The 16,674-nt window shown below is 67.7% G+C and carries 12 protein-coding genes and 1 pseudogene; 4 read left to right on the top strand and 9 right to left on the bottom strand.

Annotated features, from left to right (window positions below):
* Positions 1-50: 50 nt before the first annotated feature.
* The 4 genes and pseudogenes from H6717_14780 to H6717_14765 form a co-directional block, all read right to left on the bottom strand.
* Positions 51-1,012 (bottom strand): annotated as a pseudogene (locus tag H6717_14780) (DUF1152 domain-containing protein).
* A gap of 10 nt (positions 1,013-1,022) precedes the next feature.
* Positions 1,023-2,987: a cation:proton antiporter gene (locus H6717_14775; protein MCB9578287.1), complete on the bottom strand. Its 1,965-nt coding sequence runs from the start codon at positions 2,985-2,987 to the stop codon at positions 1,023-1,025.
* Positions 2,988-3,101: 114 nt separating this feature from the next.
* Positions 3,102-3,863: a hypothetical protein gene (locus H6717_14770; GenBank protein ID MCB9578286.1), complete on the bottom strand. Its 762-nt coding sequence runs from the start codon at positions 3,861-3,863 to the stop codon at positions 3,102-3,104.
* A gap of 73 nt (positions 3,864-3,936) precedes the next feature.
* Positions 3,937-5,133, bottom strand: coding sequence for an EAL domain-containing response regulator (locus H6717_14765; GenBank protein ID MCB9578285.1), 1,197 nt, complete (start codon positions 5,131-5,133; stop codon positions 3,937-3,939).
* Between the two features lie 102 nt (positions 5,134-5,235).
* Between H6717_14765 and H6717_14760 the strand changes: the two genes are divergently transcribed.
* Entirely contained in the window at positions 5,236-6,801 is a 1,566-nt protein-coding gene (locus tag H6717_14760; GenBank protein MCB9578284.1) for a hypothetical protein, read from the top strand.
* Between the two features lie 3 nt (positions 6,802-6,804).
* Here H6717_14760 and H6717_14755 read toward each other — a convergent pair whose 3' ends face one another.
* From H6717_14755 to H6717_14740, 4 genes are all read right to left on the bottom strand, one after another.
* A complete protein-coding gene (locus H6717_14755) occupies positions 6,805-7,335 on the bottom strand; it encodes a hypothetical protein (GenBank protein ID MCB9578283.1) in 531 nt (176 codons plus the stop codon).
* A gap of 95 nt (positions 7,336-7,430) precedes the next feature.
* On the bottom strand, positions 7,431-8,540 hold the full coding sequence (locus H6717_14750) for an AAA family ATPase (protein ID MCB9578282.1): 1,110 nt from the start codon (positions 8,538-8,540) through the stop codon (positions 7,431-7,433).
* Positions 8,540-9,322, bottom strand: a complete 783-nt coding sequence (locus H6717_14745; protein MCB9578281.1) for an RNA ligase family protein — start codon at positions 9,320-9,322, stop codon at positions 8,540-8,542. Before H6717_14745 ends, H6717_14750 begins: the two co-directional genes overlap by 1 nt.
* A complete protein-coding gene (locus H6717_14740; protein MCB9578280.1) occupies positions 9,322-9,978 on the bottom strand; it encodes a class I SAM-dependent methyltransferase in 657 nt (218 codons plus the stop codon). The genes H6717_14745 and H6717_14740 overlap by 1 nt, the downstream gene beginning before the upstream one ends.
* A 100-nt stretch (positions 9,979-10,078) precedes the next feature.
* Between H6717_14740 and H6717_14735 the strand changes: the two genes are divergently transcribed.
* Genes H6717_14735 through H6717_14725 form a run of 3 tightly spaced genes read left to right on the top strand, consistent with a single transcriptional unit; the run spans position 10,079 to position 15,060 of the window.
* Positions 10,079-12,631 carry a heparinase II/III family protein gene (locus H6717_14735; GenBank protein ID MCB9578279.1) on the top strand — a complete coding sequence of 851 codons (2,553 nt, stop codon included), beginning with the start codon at positions 10,079-10,081 and terminating at the stop codon, positions 12,629-12,631.
* A gap of 24 nt (positions 12,632-12,655) precedes the next feature.
* A complete protein-coding gene (locus tag H6717_14730) occupies positions 12,656-14,359 on the top strand; it encodes a PDZ domain-containing protein (GenBank protein ID MCB9578278.1) in 1,704 nt (567 codons plus the stop codon).
* Positions 14,356-15,060 (top strand): hypothetical protein, encoded by a 705-nt coding sequence (locus tag H6717_14725; protein ID MCB9578277.1) that lies wholly within the window; start codon positions 14,356-14,358, stop codon positions 15,058-15,060. The genes H6717_14730 and H6717_14725 overlap by 4 nt, the downstream gene beginning before the upstream one ends.
* Before the next feature lie 28 nt (positions 15,061-15,088).
* On the opposite strand, the gene H6717_14720 is transcribed toward H6717_14725, so the two are convergent.
* Positions 15,089-16,621 (bottom strand): serine/threonine protein kinase, encoded by a 1,533-nt coding sequence (locus tag H6717_14720; GenBank protein ID MCB9578276.1) that lies wholly within the window; start codon positions 16,619-16,621, stop codon positions 15,089-15,091.
* Positions 16,622-16,674: the final 53 nt, after the last annotated feature.

The following is a 16,674-nucleotide window of genomic DNA, read 5'->3' as shown; positions in this document are numbered from 1 at the left end:
ACCTGCGCCCGGTGGCGGCGCGTTCGAAACGATGCGCGCGCGGGCGCGCGTCAATGCGGAATCGCCCGGCGCGGGCGTGTGTGTGGGACCCCGCGACGAAAGCCCTCTATCGTGGCGCTGACCTCGAACATCGTGTCCGTGTGCTCGAGCAGGTGCAGGTAGTGCGACTGCTTTGCCAGACCGGGGAGATCGAACGTGAAGTACAGGGCCATCAACGGATTGATGAAGAGCTCGCTGTTCGCCGTGCGGGTCGTGAACTGCACGTCGCCGAACTCGCCTTCGACCGCGGCGGCGATGGAACCGTTTACGATGCTCGGACGTCCCGGGTGGCGTCTTGGCCTTTGGCTACGGCGTCCAGGAACGCGGCGCCTTCGGGCGACGAGCGCGAGACGGAAAAGGCGCCGAGGTAGGCGCCCGCGCGATCCAGAGCGGCGATGTTCTCGAGCACATGGGCATGGCATACGCCGTGATAGGCATCGATGCCGAAGCCGATGGAAGCCACCAGGCGGATGGGGACGTCCAAGCCCGCGACTGCCGCGAGGCTCGTCATGTCTTCTTGCGGCGTACCCAATCCGGCTTCGTCCCCGAACATCAAGATGTCCGTGCCGCCGTCCACCAGCACGATGGCGTCGATGCCGAGCCGCTCCACCAGCAGGGAGTAGGCGGCGCGCAACGGTCGAACGCCGACCTTCTCGAAGGCGTACACCACTTCTGGTAGTCCGCGCCCGCGCAGCCAGGTGGAGAGGTTCCGCTCCGGAAAGTACACGTCCTCGCCTTCGACCTCGGGTACCACGCCGCCCAGATGTGGCGCGAGCATGGGCGTGTTGGTGGCATCCAGACAAGTGAAGGTGAGGTTCGCGAGGGTCACTTGTTTGCCCGAGCCGATGAGCGCCAGCGCAATGGGCAGCCCGGCGTACACGTCGAAGCCGCCGCCGGCACCCGCGACCAGGATGCGCTGGGCGGGCGCGAGCCGCTCGAAGAAAGCGTTGTCTCGGATGGACACGACGCTCATGCTACCCGCTCTACTCCGCTGGTGGCGCCAGGAGTGCGGCGAAGGCACCTTGCTGCGCGGGGGTGCCGACCACGCCGACGTCGTCCCCCACGGAGAGCTCGAAGCTGGCTTCCGGATTCAGCATCACGTCTCCGCTGCGCCGCACGGCCACCACGGACGCTCCGGTGCGAGCGCGGATGTCCGCGCTGGCCAGCGTGGTGCCCACGAGAGGACTCTCCGGCGGGACTTCCATCCAGCGGAGCGCGACGCTCGTCGTGCTCGTCGTGCTCGCGAGCTCGCCCAGGTACGCCACGTAGCTCGCGGACTCGCCGCGTTGCGCACGGCGTACGCGGTCGGCGTACTCGTGGATCTGCTCTGGCGCCACTCCGGTGCGTACCAGCCCTTGTCGCATCATCTCCAGGGCCGCCTCGAGCTCCGGCTGCACCACCTCCGCCAGCTCGAGCCCGGCGAGCTCCTGCACGTCCTTGGCGTCGTCCGCCCGCGCCACGATCTCCAGCCGGGAGCTCAGGCCCCGCGCTTGCCGGACGATGGCGGACGTGACCTGGGTGTCCGGCGTGGTGACCAGCAACAGCTTCGCGTCGTGGGCGTGAGCGGCCTCGAGCACGCTCTCTTGGGTCGCGTCTCCGAAAACGGCGGCGAGCCCTTGGTCCTTCAGCCCTTGGAAGCGGCGCTGGTCGTGCTCCACCACGACGTAGGGGCGGCCCAGGTGGTGCAGCACCTCGCCGATCCTGCGACCGTGGCGGCCGCCCCCGGCGATGACGACGTGATCCTTCAGCGTGTCGCTGGCCACGTTGATGTTCTGCAGCGGTTGGAAGCCCGGGCTCTTGCGCCGCCGCGCGTAGATCCGCTCCGTCATGCCGCTCATCACGGGCGTGAGCGCCATGGTGACGATGGCGACGGTGAGCACGAAAGAGTAGAGGTCGTGGCTCAACGAACCGTCGTCCACGCCCACCCGCGCCAAGACGAACGCGAACTCACCGACCTGAAATAGCCCCAGGGCCGTGGCCAGCGGCACCACGTTGCCGTAGCCGAACAGCCGGGTGACGCCCGCGAAGATGCCCGCCTTGCCCAGCGAGAGCACCACGACGCCCGTGGCCACCAGCCGCGCGTGCTCCAGCAGGTAGCGTGGGTCGAGCAGCATGCCAACGGACGCGAAGAACAACAGGCCGAACAGATCGCGCACCGGGACGATGTCGCTCAGCGCCTGATGTCCGTAGTCCGACTCGCTGAGCACCATGCCGGCGATGAAGGCGCCGAAGGCGAAGGAGAGCCCCACGGCGTGCGTGGCGTAGCCGACGCCGAGGCCCACGGTGGTGACCGCGAGCACGAACAGCTCCTTGGAGCCGGCCCGCGCGACCCACTTCAGAATGGCCGGGAGCAACCGAGTGCCGAGCAGGAACATGGCGCCCAGAAACGCCGCAGCCTTGAGGGCGGCGATGCCCAGGGACGAGAGCCCGAAACCGGGCTCGTCCAGCTTGGGCAGGGTGATCATCAGCGGCACGACGGCCAGGTCCTGCACGATGAGCATGCCGAGCATCACCCGGCTCGACAGCGTGCCGAGCCAGCCCTGGCTCATCAGCGCCTTGAGCAGGACCATCGTGCTGGAAAGCGAGACCAGCGCTCCGAGCCACAAGGACGACAGCGAGTCGAAACCCAAGAGCCGTCCGAAGCCGAAGCCAAAGCCAATGGTGAGCAGCATCTGCAGTGGCGCTCCGAGGAGCGCGACCTTGCGCACGGGGGCCAGCTTCTTGAGGGAGAACTCGAGGCCGAGACCAAAGAGCAAGAGCGCCACGCCGATTTCGGCGAGGTGCTCGATGTCCGTGGTGGACGACACCGTGACGCCGCCGGTGTGCGGTCCGACGGCGATGCCCGCCAGGATGTAACCGAGGATCACCGGCTGTCGCAGCCGATGGGCGACGAGGCCGCCGACGAGGGCGGCGACCACCACGATGATCAGATCGGTCGCGATTCCCATGAGAGCGGGCGAATATGCCACGCCGGGAGGTCCCGAAGTAGCGCTACGCGTGGGTTCCGCGGCGGACCGACATGCTGACGATCCTCTGGTTGGTCCGGCGCGATGCCCGGCGCGTCAAATCGATGGGCAGCCCGGAGCGGGCGGGGGCAGCCCACCGCCGTCGGGTGGCTCCGGCGGCGCACACGTGCAGTTGGTGAGCGAGTCTCCCTTGTCGTTCTGGGAGGAGGGCATGAAGTTGAACTTGGACTGGCTCACTGCAAAGCCCGGGAAGGGGATCGCTTCCACGCCGCCCGGGTACTGCTTGGTCGGACACGTGAACAGCATCGCGAAGGGTACGCCGCTGGCCGCAAAGGTGCTGCCGTTCGGGCACTGAATGGAGATCCCCGCCGAGTCGTAGCTGTAGGTGACGGTTCCGGACTTGGTGGTGAGCGTCCAGACTCCGGAGCTGCCGCCGAGAGAGGGCGTGGGCGCTTCGAACGTGAAGCACGGAGTGCCGCCCCGGGTTGCCTCCACGTAGAAGTCGTCATGCCCGTTTCCGGCGGCATCCAGCGGGTGGCTGTTGCTCCCGTAGACGTCGGTGTCTCCGTTCGGATAGGCGCAGGAGAGGTACTGGTCGCCGAAGTAGCCCTCTGTGGAGCTCGGAACGGCGCAGCTCGCGTAGGCTTCATCGACGGCGGCCTGCCAGCAGTTTTGTGGTCCCTCGAGCCAGGCGCAGTCGATGACGCCGTCGACACGGCCGCCTCTGCCTCCCGTTGCCGAACCGCCACCGGCGCCGGCGCTGCCGCCGACTCCGGCGTTGCCGTCATCGCCGCCGCTGCCGCAGCCAACGAAGCCCGCTGCGACGAGCACGAACGCGAAGGGGAGGATCTTGTTCATGGCAACGGATACGTAGCGGGTGGGACGCGTCTTCCCTCGCCGGCGTCCGCCTGCGACATACGCTGTCGCAGCGTTACCACGTGGGCTCCGGGAAGGGACGGGCAGGATGGCCGAAGCGGTAGCCTTGCATCAAATCGCAGCCGAGCTCGATCAAGGTGCCGAGCTCGGCGTCCGTTTCCACGCCCTCGGCGATCACCTGCAGGCCCATGTCGCGGCAGACGGCGACCATGGAAGCCACGAGGCGACGCTTGATGGAGCTGGCGTCGATGTGGCGGACGAGGGACATGTCGAGCTTCACGAAGTCGGGATCGAGGCGCACGAAGCTCGACAGGCCCGCGTAGCCCTCGCCCAGGTCGTCGATGGCGATGCGGAAGCCGAGGGCGCGCAGGGCGACGAGGTGCTCGTCCAGGCCCGGCACGCGATCGAGTGAGGCGCGTTCGGTGATTTCGAGGACGACGCGATCCGCGATTTCGGACAGGGCGACGGATTCGTCCAACAGGTGCGGATCCGCGAGATCTTCCGGGTGCAGGTTGATGAAGAGCAGGGCCTCGGGGTGAGCCTCGCGCATCATGCTGGCGGCGCGGTGGCGGGTGGTGCGGCCGAGGGTGGTGAGCTCTCCCAGGCGCTCCGCGGCGTCCAACACGGCGCCGGGGTGGGGCAGGGACGGCTCGCTGCAGCGGAGCAGCGCCTCGTAACCCAAAAGCGTTTGGTCCGAGGTGTACACGATGGGTTGGAACGCCATCCACAGGGTGGACAGCGCTTGGCGGAAGCTCGACTCCAGGCCGGCGATGCCGGAGGCTTCTCCCGAGGTTTGCCCCAGCACGGACAGGGCGAGGCGCTTGGCGCGACCCAGGCGACGGAGCTGCGTGGCGCGCACCACGGTGCTCACGAGCTCCGCCGGCTCGAAGGGCTTGAGCAGATAGCGAAACGCGCCGAGCTCCACCGCCTTTGCCGCGGAGCTGACGGCAGGAACGCCAGTGACCAACACCACGGGGAGGTCGCGATCTTCCTGACGGACCGCGCGCAGCAGCTGAATGCCGTCGTAGCGGGGCATGGAGATGTCCGTCACCACCACGTCCACTTCCGTCTGGCGCAACTTCTCGATGGCGATGTCCCCGCTCTCTGCCGTCACGACGTCGAAGCTCTCGCGCCGGAGCACGCGAGCGTTCGCCGCGAGCAGCAGCTCGTCGTCGTCCACCAGAAGGACGCGACCTCTCGGCGGCCGACGCGTCGAGAGGGGCTCTTGACTGATTGCGGTGTCGCTACTCAAGCTGCCCTCCCTTCGAGGAGTATACGCGCCAGGCCTGGAAGCGGGACCCCCGGCATTCCGCGAAACGCGCCACCATGGTAGCTAACGCGGATGTTTGGCCGAATGGCGCTGGGCTGCGCGGCTTTGTCCCTGCTTCTCGCGGTCAGCTGTTCGAGCGACGACGGAAGCGCCGGACCGCCACATACGCTGGTGGATGCTTCCAGCGACGGAAACGCGGAGGCTTCCCTCGACGCGGGATTGTCCGACGGATGGGCCGATGGTCCGGATCCGGACGCCGCGGCGGAGGACGCCGGCGTCGACGCCGGACCGTGTGGCAGTGAGGTGCCCACGGTGGGGGCCACGAAAAACCCCCGTGGCAGCAACTCCCCGGCATTCGCGCGGCCGTCCTACGACTACGCGCCGAGCGTGATGCACGATGGCGTGTATCGCATGTGGTGGTGTGGCGGCATCGCCGGGGACCACATCTTGTATGCCGAAGCCGCCAGCTTGGACGGACCGTGGCACGCGCATGGGTCGACGGCGCCCAACAGTTACGACGACGTGTTCTCGCCGACCGGCGTAGTGGGGGATTTCGACGGGGCGCACACCTGCGATCCGAGCGTGGTCCGGGTGAACGGCACCTACGTGATGTTCTACGGCGGGCTGGGAAAGGACGGCACACCGAACAACACCACGCGTATCGGCGTCGCACAGAGCGACGACGGCTTCAGCTGGACGCGCTTGAACGGCGGCAAACCGATCATCGGCCCGGCGCAGTCTCTCGCCGGCAAGCCGAACACCTACGGCGCAGGGCAGCCGAGCGCGTTCTACAAGGACGGCAAGTACTACCTGGCGTTCACGGATACCAGCGCGGCGGGGGCCAACCCCGGCAACGGTGCCGGGCAGTTCGTGTTGCGATCGAGCGACCCGACGTTCCAGAGCGGCGTGGAGGAGCTGGGCGCGACGGGCTTCGCGCCGCAACAACCCAATTCCAAACGGGACGCAAAGCTCACCGAGGCATTCTCTCCGGACTGGACCTACGCTCCGGGCATCGACCGCGTGGTGATGGTGCTGCACGGCGGCGCGGGCAAGGAAGAGGTGCGCGTCTTCGGCCCGGACTTGAAGCAGGTGGGCGCCACCAGCTTCGACTTCGAGTGGCACGAAGGGCCCGGCATCGTGAAGCGTCCGGACGGGCAGCTGGATCCGACGAGCGCGTGTGATGGCATTTCGATCGACGTGATGCGCGCCGTCGGCAGCAGCGACGTGAACAGCTGGGATCTCGCCCACTCCGGCATCGACATCGCGATGGGTACCAGCTGCGAGTGCATTCCGTGGCCCAAGGTGCTGGAGGGGACGCTGTTGGTGTCTCCCGGCAAACCGCTCACTCTGGTGCGGGGCGGGGAACGTTTGCAGTTCGCGAGCGCTGCCCCGGCGGCGCGGCTGGCGCGTACCAGCTTGGACGTGCCGGAGAGCATATTCTACGCGGTGCCGTTCGGAGCTTCGATGCAGAGCGGGGCGCCCGTCGTTGGTGCGACTGGACGCCCCGCGGCCTTCAAGCTGGATCAGGACCGGCTGTGGCCTGCGAGCTGCTTGGAGCTGATCACGGACAACGGCTCCAGCATCGCGAGCATTTCCGTGGCCGAGTTCGACGCCTACCCCATGGCCTCGTCGCTGCATTGCCTGAAGTAGCGCTCAGCCGCTCATCTGGGTGCGGGCGGCAGTGACGTTCGCCAGCGTGGCGACCATGGATCCGGTCACCACGTGAAGGGCGCCGGTCTCGAGCGTCTCCGAGTACTGACCGTTGTACCGACTGCGCTCCACCTGTGCGGTTCCGAGGGCTCGGCAGCCGGCGCAGTGCTCGATGTTGATCTTGGCAATCTCGCCGGAGGCCAGGGGAGCGGTCTGCATTTGCAGGAGGCCGTGCTCGTCGCCATTGCTCAGGGCCTGCTCGATGGCGCCGTAGTAGTTGCCGGGGAAGCTGACGCCGGTGCTGTCGAAGGCGCGCTTGCAGCGGCGGCAGCCCTTGGGAAAGGCGGTCGCGAACAGCGCGAGGCCTACCAAGACCAACAGACCCGACACCGCGAAGCCGCCCAGCGAGATGCGCCCCTGGTCGAGCACGCGGAACACGCAGTAGGCGCCGAAGGCAGCGCCGCCCAGCAGGGTGGCGAGGGCGATGCCCGCGTTCTTGATGGAGAAGAAACGACCGATTGGGTTGTTCGACATGACTGGCTCCCTCTGCAGAGAGCGTACCATCGGCGCTGGCGCGGCTTTTCGCCTGCGGCGTCACCCGCAGGTGGCGTGGTCTCGAGGTGGCGGCGTCACCCGCCGGTGTCGATCCAGAGCACCTCGTGAGCCTCGGTCTCGTCCGGCACCTCCCAGCGGTCCAGGAGCTTGTCGAGCACGGCGCGGGGTACCGCGCGGTCTTGGCTCCGGCGCAGGAGCTCGCTCCACGGTGTGTCGACGTACACGATGCGAAGGCGCGCCTTGTAGTCGAAGAACAGCTCGCGGAGCGGCTTGCGCAGCTTGCGGCTCACGTTGGTGGCGTTCCACACGAAGGGACGCTCCTCGCGGAGCAGCTCTCGCGCGCGCTCCTTGGCCGCCGACACGACCGTGCCTTGGTTCTCTTCGGGCGCCACGCCCAGCTCTTCGCGGAGCGCGTCCAGCGAGACGACCGGGAGGCCCGGAGCGCTCTGCTGCACCCAGGTGTCCTTGCCGGCGCCGGGCAAGCCGGACATGAGCGTCACCTCGAACTGGGTGTCGTCGTGGGCGGCGTAGGCGGGATCTCGCGCGTCCCTCCGGAAGTACTCCACGCGGCTGTGAGCCGAGGCGAAGGCGTAGGGCTTTTCGTAGCAGCCGGCGTCACGGCACACTTCGCGGAAGAGCTCCACGTTGTCGAGCAAGCGTTGCTTGTCCGCGCACTCGCGACCGCGGATGTCGGCCTCCGCCACGGTGCACAAGATGTCGGCGCGGGCGATGTGGCTGATGCCGATGGCCACGTCCGTCGGACGCTCGTGCTCGAGGGCGAAGTACGGCACTTGGTGCAGCTGCACCAAGCGAGCGACTTGCTCCCGCGCTCCGAGCGGAGCGCCCAGCTGATACAGGATGCGGCGCGCCATGCGCTCCCCGCGTCCGGAGTGGCCCCGGGCCGTGAGCTTGCCGTCTTCTTCCCGCGTGCAGGCGGGCTTGGCGACGTCGTGAAGCAGCGCCGCCCAGTAGGTGACCTGGCGGTCCGCGTCCGACATCTGGCGGAACGTGGGTAAGCACAAGAGCTCCTCCAGCACCATGCGGGTGTGGATGAAGACGTCTCCTTCCGCGTGATAGGTGGGGTTTTGCTGCGTGCCCTCGAGGGCGCGCACCCACTCGTAGCGCTCTACCAGCTCGTCCCAGTTCAGGGAGAAGCTCGGCGCGGTGGGGCAGGGGGGCAGCATCACGAGTACAGATCCACTTCGGGAGCCAGCAAGTTTGGCACGATGGGCCGCGCGAGCCAGTGGCTGCCGGACTCCAGCACCTGGGTGAGGAACGTGGCGCGCACGAACTTGTAGCGACCGCACACAACGCCGTCTTCTTCGTGTTTGACGTAGAGGCCTTCCGCGAGCGCCGAGGGATCCGTCTCCGCCAAGGTTTGCTCCACCGGGAGGCCGAGATCCGCCGCATGCGTGGCGAGGCGCGTGCGGCTGTCGGGTGACTTGTACAGCGAGGGGGCGACGTGAGCGGTGAGCCGCTTCAGGCTCGAGAGCGCGCCGGTGTGCAGCACCGGGACGCTCTGGATGGGAAGGCCGTCGAGCAGCGCCCTTCGCCGGTCGGTGGACAGGAACGCGTCCGTCTCGCGATCCAGCACGTCGAACTCCATGAAGTAGTGCGGGAGCCGGTCGTAGAAGATGGTGTGCTTGGCGTACAACCACTCGCCGTACATCACGTAGCGGCTGCCCAGCCGCTCCGCGAAGGCGCGCTGGTGCGCGTTGGCCCAGGTCTTCAGCACGGCGAAGTGCTTCTCTCGTGGGCCGCCGCTCAGGTAGTGCCCGCGGCTCTGCAGCAAGAGCGCGCCGTCGTCGTCGAACGAGAGCGCGGCGTTGGCGCCGTCGAGCTTCTCTTCCACCACCAGGTGCTTGCCCGCGAGCTCGCGAAAGGGCACCGCGGAGAGATCTTCATCCCCGGCAGAGAGACGCGAGCCCTCGATGTGCCGCGTGCGCGGGTACTTGCGGATGGGGATCACTTGCTGACCACCGCGACGGCGTGGCCGCGCACGTGCTCGACGTCCACGCGAAGGGCCCCGGCGTCGAGGAACAGATCGCGGAGCGTGTCGGTCGAAAACAAGTGGATGTGCTCGGGATTGTCGTCCTCTTTGGAGGGCACCGACGCGATGACGCCCCGGACGGCCACGCGGAGGACTTCCCGCGCCGCGCGTGCAGGGTCGTCCAGGTGCTCCAATACCTCGAGGGCCGTGACCAAGTCGAAGCGCGCGTCGTCGAAGGGCAGCGCATGGACGTCCGCTTCCACTGCGGACAGGCGCTCCACGCCGCCGGTGGCGACAGCGCGGAGATCTGCCACTCGGTCTTCTCGGACGTCCAGGGCGGTGACGAAGAGCTCCGGCAGGGCGTCGAGCAGGGGCCAGAGGAACACGCCGCGGCCGCTGCCGATATCGAGCAGGGACGCGGGCGCGAAGCTCTTGAGCGCGCCGAGCACCCGCCGTACACGCGGTAGCTCCGCGCTGCGCTTGAACTTGTGCAGCCGGAGGCCCGCCGTGTGCCCTGCCGTCACGGCGTCCGCGTCGCTCACGGAGCGCGCCAGGCCGAGCCGACCGCGGCAAAACGCGGCGGCAAGGTCGGCGAAGTGCCGCTCGGAAAAGGCGTCGACGTCCAAGGCCATGGCGGCCGGAGCTTGGCACACTTTTGCGGGCGCCCAGGCCCGGGGGCATGTCCGATTGGGTTCATTGCCTGGGTCGCCAGGCGTGAAATGATTGGAGGTCATGCTTTTCGCGCGAATCTCGGGTCTCGCCGTAGTGGTCAGCATTGCCCTCGCCTTCAGCTGCAGCGACTCCAACACTCCGGCGGCCAGCGGCAGCGGTGGGAGCAGCGGTGGTGGCAGTGGCGGCGTGGGGGGCGCCGACGGTGGCGGCGCTGACGCCGGGTCGGATACGACCGCGCCGTCGGATCTCGTCGCGACGCCGCTTTCGTTCAGCAGCATCGAGCTCGACTGGACGGACAACAGCACGGACGAGACGGGCTTCGTCCTCGAGCGCCGCGCCGAGGGGGCCTCGAGCTGGGTGCAGGTTCAAGCTCCGGATGCGGACGCGACCCAGGTCGTGGACGACGGCTTGAGCCCGTACACGACGTACTACTATCGGATCGCGGCCGCGAAGGGTTCTGCCCAGTCGGGGTACTCCGACGAAGCCAGTGCGCGCACCTACTCCAAGGGCTTGCCCAAGGTGCGAGCGGATCACCCGCGCATCTGGATCAACGCCGAAACCCTGCCCGCGCTGAAGAGTCGCGTCGGCTCCAAGGATTGGCTCCAGATCGAGAGCGGCTACCGCGACGGCATGGTCAACGCCTTCGCCGGGCTCGTGAGCGGGCAGAAGTCCTACTGCGACGCTGCCATTTCCGACGGACACTCCCGCGCGCAGAGCATTCGGACGACCAGCGACGACACGGCCGTGCGCTCGGACATCCTGTTCATGAGCACCATCTACGACTGGTGCTACGCGGAGCTCACGGCTAACGACCGACAGACGATCGGCAACGGCATCTTGTATGGCCTCAAATGGCAGGTGGATCACGCCTTCATCGGGCCGGACAATCAGCTCGTTGGTGGTCTCGGGCACCAAGAGGGGCATCAATCCTACGCGCTGGTGGCGGCGCTCGCCCTCGCGGGTGAGACGTTCCCGCTGGACGAAGACTACGGCTACTCGCTCGCGGAGTATCTCGACTTGAGCTTCAAGCACGTGGAAGACGACCTGCTGCCCACCTTCCGAAAGCTCGGGCACTCCGGCGGCGGATACTTCATGAGCTGGGGCTACGCTGGGGTGAAGTACAACTTCCTGATCGCGCCCATCATCGCCCTCAGCACCGCGACGGACGTCGACTTCCTTCACCAAGAAACGTGGCTGGACGGCATCCCGCGCTACTTCATGTACGGGCTGAGGAACACCACGGACCTGAATCTGGTCAACTCCGACGACCAGGGTTGGCCCTATTTCCAGTTCTACGACTACGAGACCACGCTGGCGGTGATCCACGGCTACGATAACCCCTTCGCGCACTGGTTCGCCCATCGCTTCGAGGACAGGTACGCCGAGATTCGAGACGAGACGAAGTACAGCATGTATCGCATGCTGTGGGACGACGGCACCGCCGCCGACGGCGACCCCGCTGCGCTGCCGTACGCCTGGGCGGGACACGACGCCGGCCGCTACGTGCTGCGTGAAGGCTGGAAGGACGACGACTTGCTGGTGTACTTCAAGAACCAGCCGTTCTTCAGCGACAACCACAACCACCGCGACAACGGCAGCTTCGTCCTGTTCTACAAACAGGCGCCCCTGGCGATCGACAGCGGGTACTACGACGCCTACGGCTCCGGCCACCACACGGGCTACTACACGCGCGCCATCGCCCACAACACCGTGCTCGTGGACGGTAACCAGATCGAATACGACTGGAACACGGTTCCGTTCGACAAGACCATCGCCAAGACGCCGGTGTACGACACTCAGCCGGACTACACCTGCATCGCGGCGGACTTCACGGATTCCTGCGCGGTGGCCGATGGCGCGAGCCAGAGCATCGGTCAGCGAAAGGCCGACGAGATGGTTCGGTATCTCGTGTATCTGCGCAACGTGAAGGATTGGGAAGCCCCAGTGCTCGTGATCTTCGATCGCGTGCGGGCGACCCAGCCGGAGTACGAAAAGCGCTGGCTGCTGCACACCATGGACAAGCCGGAGCTGGGCTCGTACACCACGGTGAAGTACGGCAACGCCAAGCTCTTCATCCAAACGCTGGACAACACCGAGAGCAGCTTCAGCGTCTCCCTGCACGGTTCGGACGACAGCGACCCCTGCGCCGCTGCGCACTTTCCCAACTGGAGCTACACCGGCGTCGCACCCATCTGCAACTCGGAATACCTGAAGCAGACGTACTACACGCCCGGCAAGTGGCGCGTGGAGGTGGCGCCCCAAGGCAAGCACGCGTTGGACTTGTTCGTGAACGTGCTCTCACCGGCGTCCGTGGACGTGTCCGCGCCGCCGGCCACCGAGCTCCTCGAGAGCGCCGACTCCATTGGTGTGACCGTGAACGATTGGGCGGCCGTGTTCTCGAAGACGCCTGGCACGAACGGCACGGTGGAGTACTCGGTGGCCAAGCCCGGGCATCGGCGGCATTTGGTCACCGGGCTGCCCGCGAGCGCGAAGGTGCACGTGACGCGTGACGGCGTGGCGCTGCTGGACACCACCACCAACGCCTCCGGCAACGCGTTCTTCGAAGCCGATCAGACGTCCGCCGACGCCAAGTTCGTGCTCACCGCGGAGTGAGACCGGGGGTGGTACAGTCGCGCGATGCGAGAGGTGCTCGCCGTGCTCGTCGTCGCCGTGGTCGCGTGCACGCCGGCCGCGCCGGAGCTCGTGCGCGCGCCGCCACCGCCGCCGCCCCGGGCCGAAGCTCCGCTCGAGGCCGCGCCGGAGCCCGTGCCGGACCACGCCGTGGTGGACGCGACGCTTCGTCCGGAAGAACGCGTGCTCGACGTGGCGCTCACGGTGCCGCTCGCTTGGCTTCCGCGAGACGCGGACCGCGTCGTCGTGCGATTTCGAAACGAGAGGTTCCGCGCCGGACCCACCAGCTATTCGGAATTCGTGCGGGGCATCGATGCGGCGAGGAACGAAGTCCCGTGGCAGGAGGAGCACACGCTGCCGCCGGATCGCGTGCTGTCGCTCCGCTACCGCGTGCACCTGGAGCACGCTGCAGCGGATCCGGTGGTGGGCGTGGACGAGGTGCCCCACGCGACCGCTGGCGGTTGGTTCTTGAACGGGCGTGCCTTCGTTCCGCGGCTGTACTTGCCCACGCCGGCGCGCGACAAGAACCTGGATCTGGAAGCGGAGATCGCGCTGCACCTGCCCGAGGGCTACGCCCTCGAGAGCTCCGCCGGCGCGGAGAGCGAGGGGCGCATCCGCACGCAGTCCCTCGCCGAGCTGCACGACGCGATCTACTACACCGGCAAGTTTCAGTCGAAGCGACTGACCGAAGGTAGCGTCGACGTCACGCTGGTGACGAGCGACTTCACGGCCGAGGATCTCGCGCCGCTCGGGTCCCTCGTGACGCGTACGCTGCGCCTCGGCGCCAAGGAGCTCGGCACCATCGCGCCGGTGCACTTGCTTCTCGCCTACGACAAGGCAGCGGAACGTGCGGGCGGCGTGGTGGGGCGCGGTATCTCGCTGTTGTACGAAGCGCCGCCGGATGGGCGCGCGTCTTCGCCCATGGGCGTGGTGGTGGTGCACGAGCTGATGCACCTGTGGAACCGCGCCGACCAAGAGTGGATGAGCGAGGGCTTCACCCGCTACCTGGAGGTGATGATGTCGCTTCGGTTGGATGCCGCCGAAAAGGAAGAGATCGCCGAGCGTCTGCTGTCCGTTCACGACAACTACGCCCGTGCCATCGGCAACGGCACCATCGCCCAGGCGCGAGATTCCCTGGCTTACTCCGGCGGTGCGGTGATCGCGTTCTGCACGGACGCGGATCTGAAGGCCGACGGCAGCTCGCTCGCCTTGGTGCACCAGGCGGTGCGCAAGAAGACCGGCGTGCCGCTGGTGGTGGACGAGCTCTTGAACGCCGTGGACGCGGCTTCGAAGCAGAGCGGCGTCGCGCTCCGTGAGCGCCTGACGCGACGGGGCGCCATCGATTTCGGGAAGTGCCTGCGCCAAGCCGGGTATCGCGTGAAGGTGACGGAGTACGCCGGCATCACCGCCAAGGCACTGGCGCTGGACGTGCTTCACATCCGAGGCCACGACACCAGCACGGCGAAGGTCCTCCGGGTGGAAGAGGGCTCGCCCTTTCAGCAGGGGGACGTGATCGAATCCGTGGAGGGCACGCCCATCCACAGCATGGAAGGCGTTCCGTACTTGCTGCGAAGGCACCGTCCGGGTCAGATCATCCATATGTTGGTCCGCCGCGGAAACGCCACGGTCCGCATCACTTTGGCGATGCCCAAGCTCGCGCAAACGGCGCGCCCCAAGCAGCGGCGTTTCGTGGTGGTGTCCTACCCATGAGGCACGGACGTCTTTGCTTTGCCCTGCTCGTCGCCACCCTGGGCTGCGAGCGCACCAAGCCCGACGTCGCGGCGGCGCCGCCCACGGAAAGGACGGCGGCGCCGGCGCGAAGCGCCGCTGTTCCCAGCGCGTCCGCTCCCAGCGCGTCCGATGCCGGCGCGTCGCCCGTGAAGGAGGTGACCGCGGAGCCCGACGCTCGGGCGCCCGCGCGGGACCCACGGTTGCCGGGCAGAATCGACGAAGGCTCGGGCTCCACCGCCGTGCACACGCGGGACGGAAAGCTGTTCATCGCGGGCCAGGACCGCCCTGCGCGGCACACCCACGGCGGGGCGCCCGCGCGCATCGGCCAGGTCACGTTCGCGGTCACGAACGACGGCGCGGCGCCGCGCACGATAGAGGCCAAGAGCGTCGAGCTCTTGCACGACTCGTCCTGCGAGAAGCCGGCGTCCACGGTGCGGTCGAAGCCGAAGCTCGCGAGCGTGATGTTCGACGACGACGAGGACTACCGGGGAGCCACGACCCGGCTCGCGATCCCGCCGGGGACGAGCAAGGACGTCGTGGTGCAGTTCGAGCCCGTGGAGGCCTACATGGCGTGGTGCGACCGCTTTGCGATTCGCGTGGGCTTTTCCGTGGACGGCAAAGAGACGCTCAGCGCGGTGGCCGACCTGAGGGTGATCCGAGTGCAGCCCCTGCGGGAGTGAGGTTCCGCGCCGCCCCGACAAGATCTCGTCAGCGAAACTTCGGGATTTCCTGGGGCTTTGCGGGCCCCGTGCGGGGCAGCGGCGTGAGCGGAAGCACCAAGCGTTGGCTCATGTTCGGCACGACCTGCTCCTTGCGCGGCGAGTAGCCCGGGCGCGTGAGCTCGATGGTGATGGCTTCGCCGCTCTTGGGGACCGCGAGCTCGGCGGGCGTGGTGGTGGGCGGACTGCCGGGGATCGACACCCGGGCGCCGGAAGGCGTGGTTTCGATGCGCAGCACGACGGTTGCCGCCTCGGCCGGGGCGGCGCTGGAGGCTGCTGGTGGAGGCGGAGCACTGGCGACGGGCGCCGGGAGCGACACGGCGGGCTCGGGAGCCGGCGCGTTCGACACCTGGCGACCGACGACGAACACGGCGACGCCAGCAGCCAGGGCAGCGGCGACCAGCGGCGCCAGGAAGCGCCGGGGCGCGGGCTTCGGAGTCGAGGCCGCGACGTCCGTAGATGTGTGGATGGTGGACAAGTCCTCCACCACGCTGGGCAGGTCGACGTCTTCGTCGGCTTCGGCGACGGGGATCTTCGTGGGCGCCGAGCCGACGTGGAAGCGCCGCAGCATGTCCTCTTTCTCTTCGATGCGCTCGGCGAACACGCGGTGCATCACCGCGGACAGCTGCTCTTCCGGGAGCTCCGTGGTGCCGAGCTGCCGCGCAGCCGAGAGTAGCTCGCGCCGCATCTCCTGGGCCGTCTGGTAGCGATCGTCCCGCCGGCGCGACAGCGCCTTCATCACGACGTTCTCGAGGACGGGGGGATAGTCGGGCACGACCTCGCTGGGCTTCAGGATGCGCTCGTCGCAAATGGCCTTGAACGTGAGGTGCTCGCTGCCGCGCTTGAACAGGCGCCGCCCCGTGGACAGCTCCCACAGCACGATGCCCAGAGCGAAAATGTCACTGCGGCGATCGAGGGGTTTGCCCAGGCACTGCTCCGGCGACATGTACGCGAACTTGCCCTTGACCTGGCCGGCCTCGGTGCGGGTGCTGCGGTTCGCCGCCTTGGCGATGCCGAAGTCGAGCAGCTTCACCTGCCCGCCGTAGGTCACGAAGACGTTCTGGGGGGACACGTCGCGGTGGACGAGATCCCGGGGCATGCCGTCTTCGTCCTTCAGCTCGTGAGCGGCGTGGAGCCCGGCACAGGCTTCGGCGATCACGAACGCCGAGAGCGCGCGATCCAGGGTCTCCTTGTGGGTGACGAGACGCCGAGCGACACCGCCCAGGCTCTCGCCTTCGAGATACTCCATGACCAGGAACAGCTCGTCCCCCTCGTGGGCCAGCTCCTGCACGGCGACCACGTTGGGGTGGCGTATGCCCGCTACGATGCGCGCTTCGTCCACGAACATGTCCACGAAGGTGGAGACCCGGGCCAGGTGCGGCAGGATGCGCTTGACGACCACCGGACGCTCGAAGCCGCTGGGGCCCACGAGGCGCCCGAGCAAGATCTCCGCCATGCCGCCGGTCGCCAACAGGCCGACGATCTCGTAGCGACCGATGCGTGAAACGGTGGGGGCGCTCATGGTGCCGTAAGGACACCCCAGGGTAGCACCCCCCGGCCGTGATATGGTCTGCG

Source organism: Polyangiaceae bacterium (genome assembly GCA_020633235.1).
GTDB lineage: Bacteria > Myxococcota_A > Polyangia > Polyangiales > Polyangiaceae > JACKEA01.
This window is presented reverse-complemented; position numbering and strand designations above follow the sequence as displayed.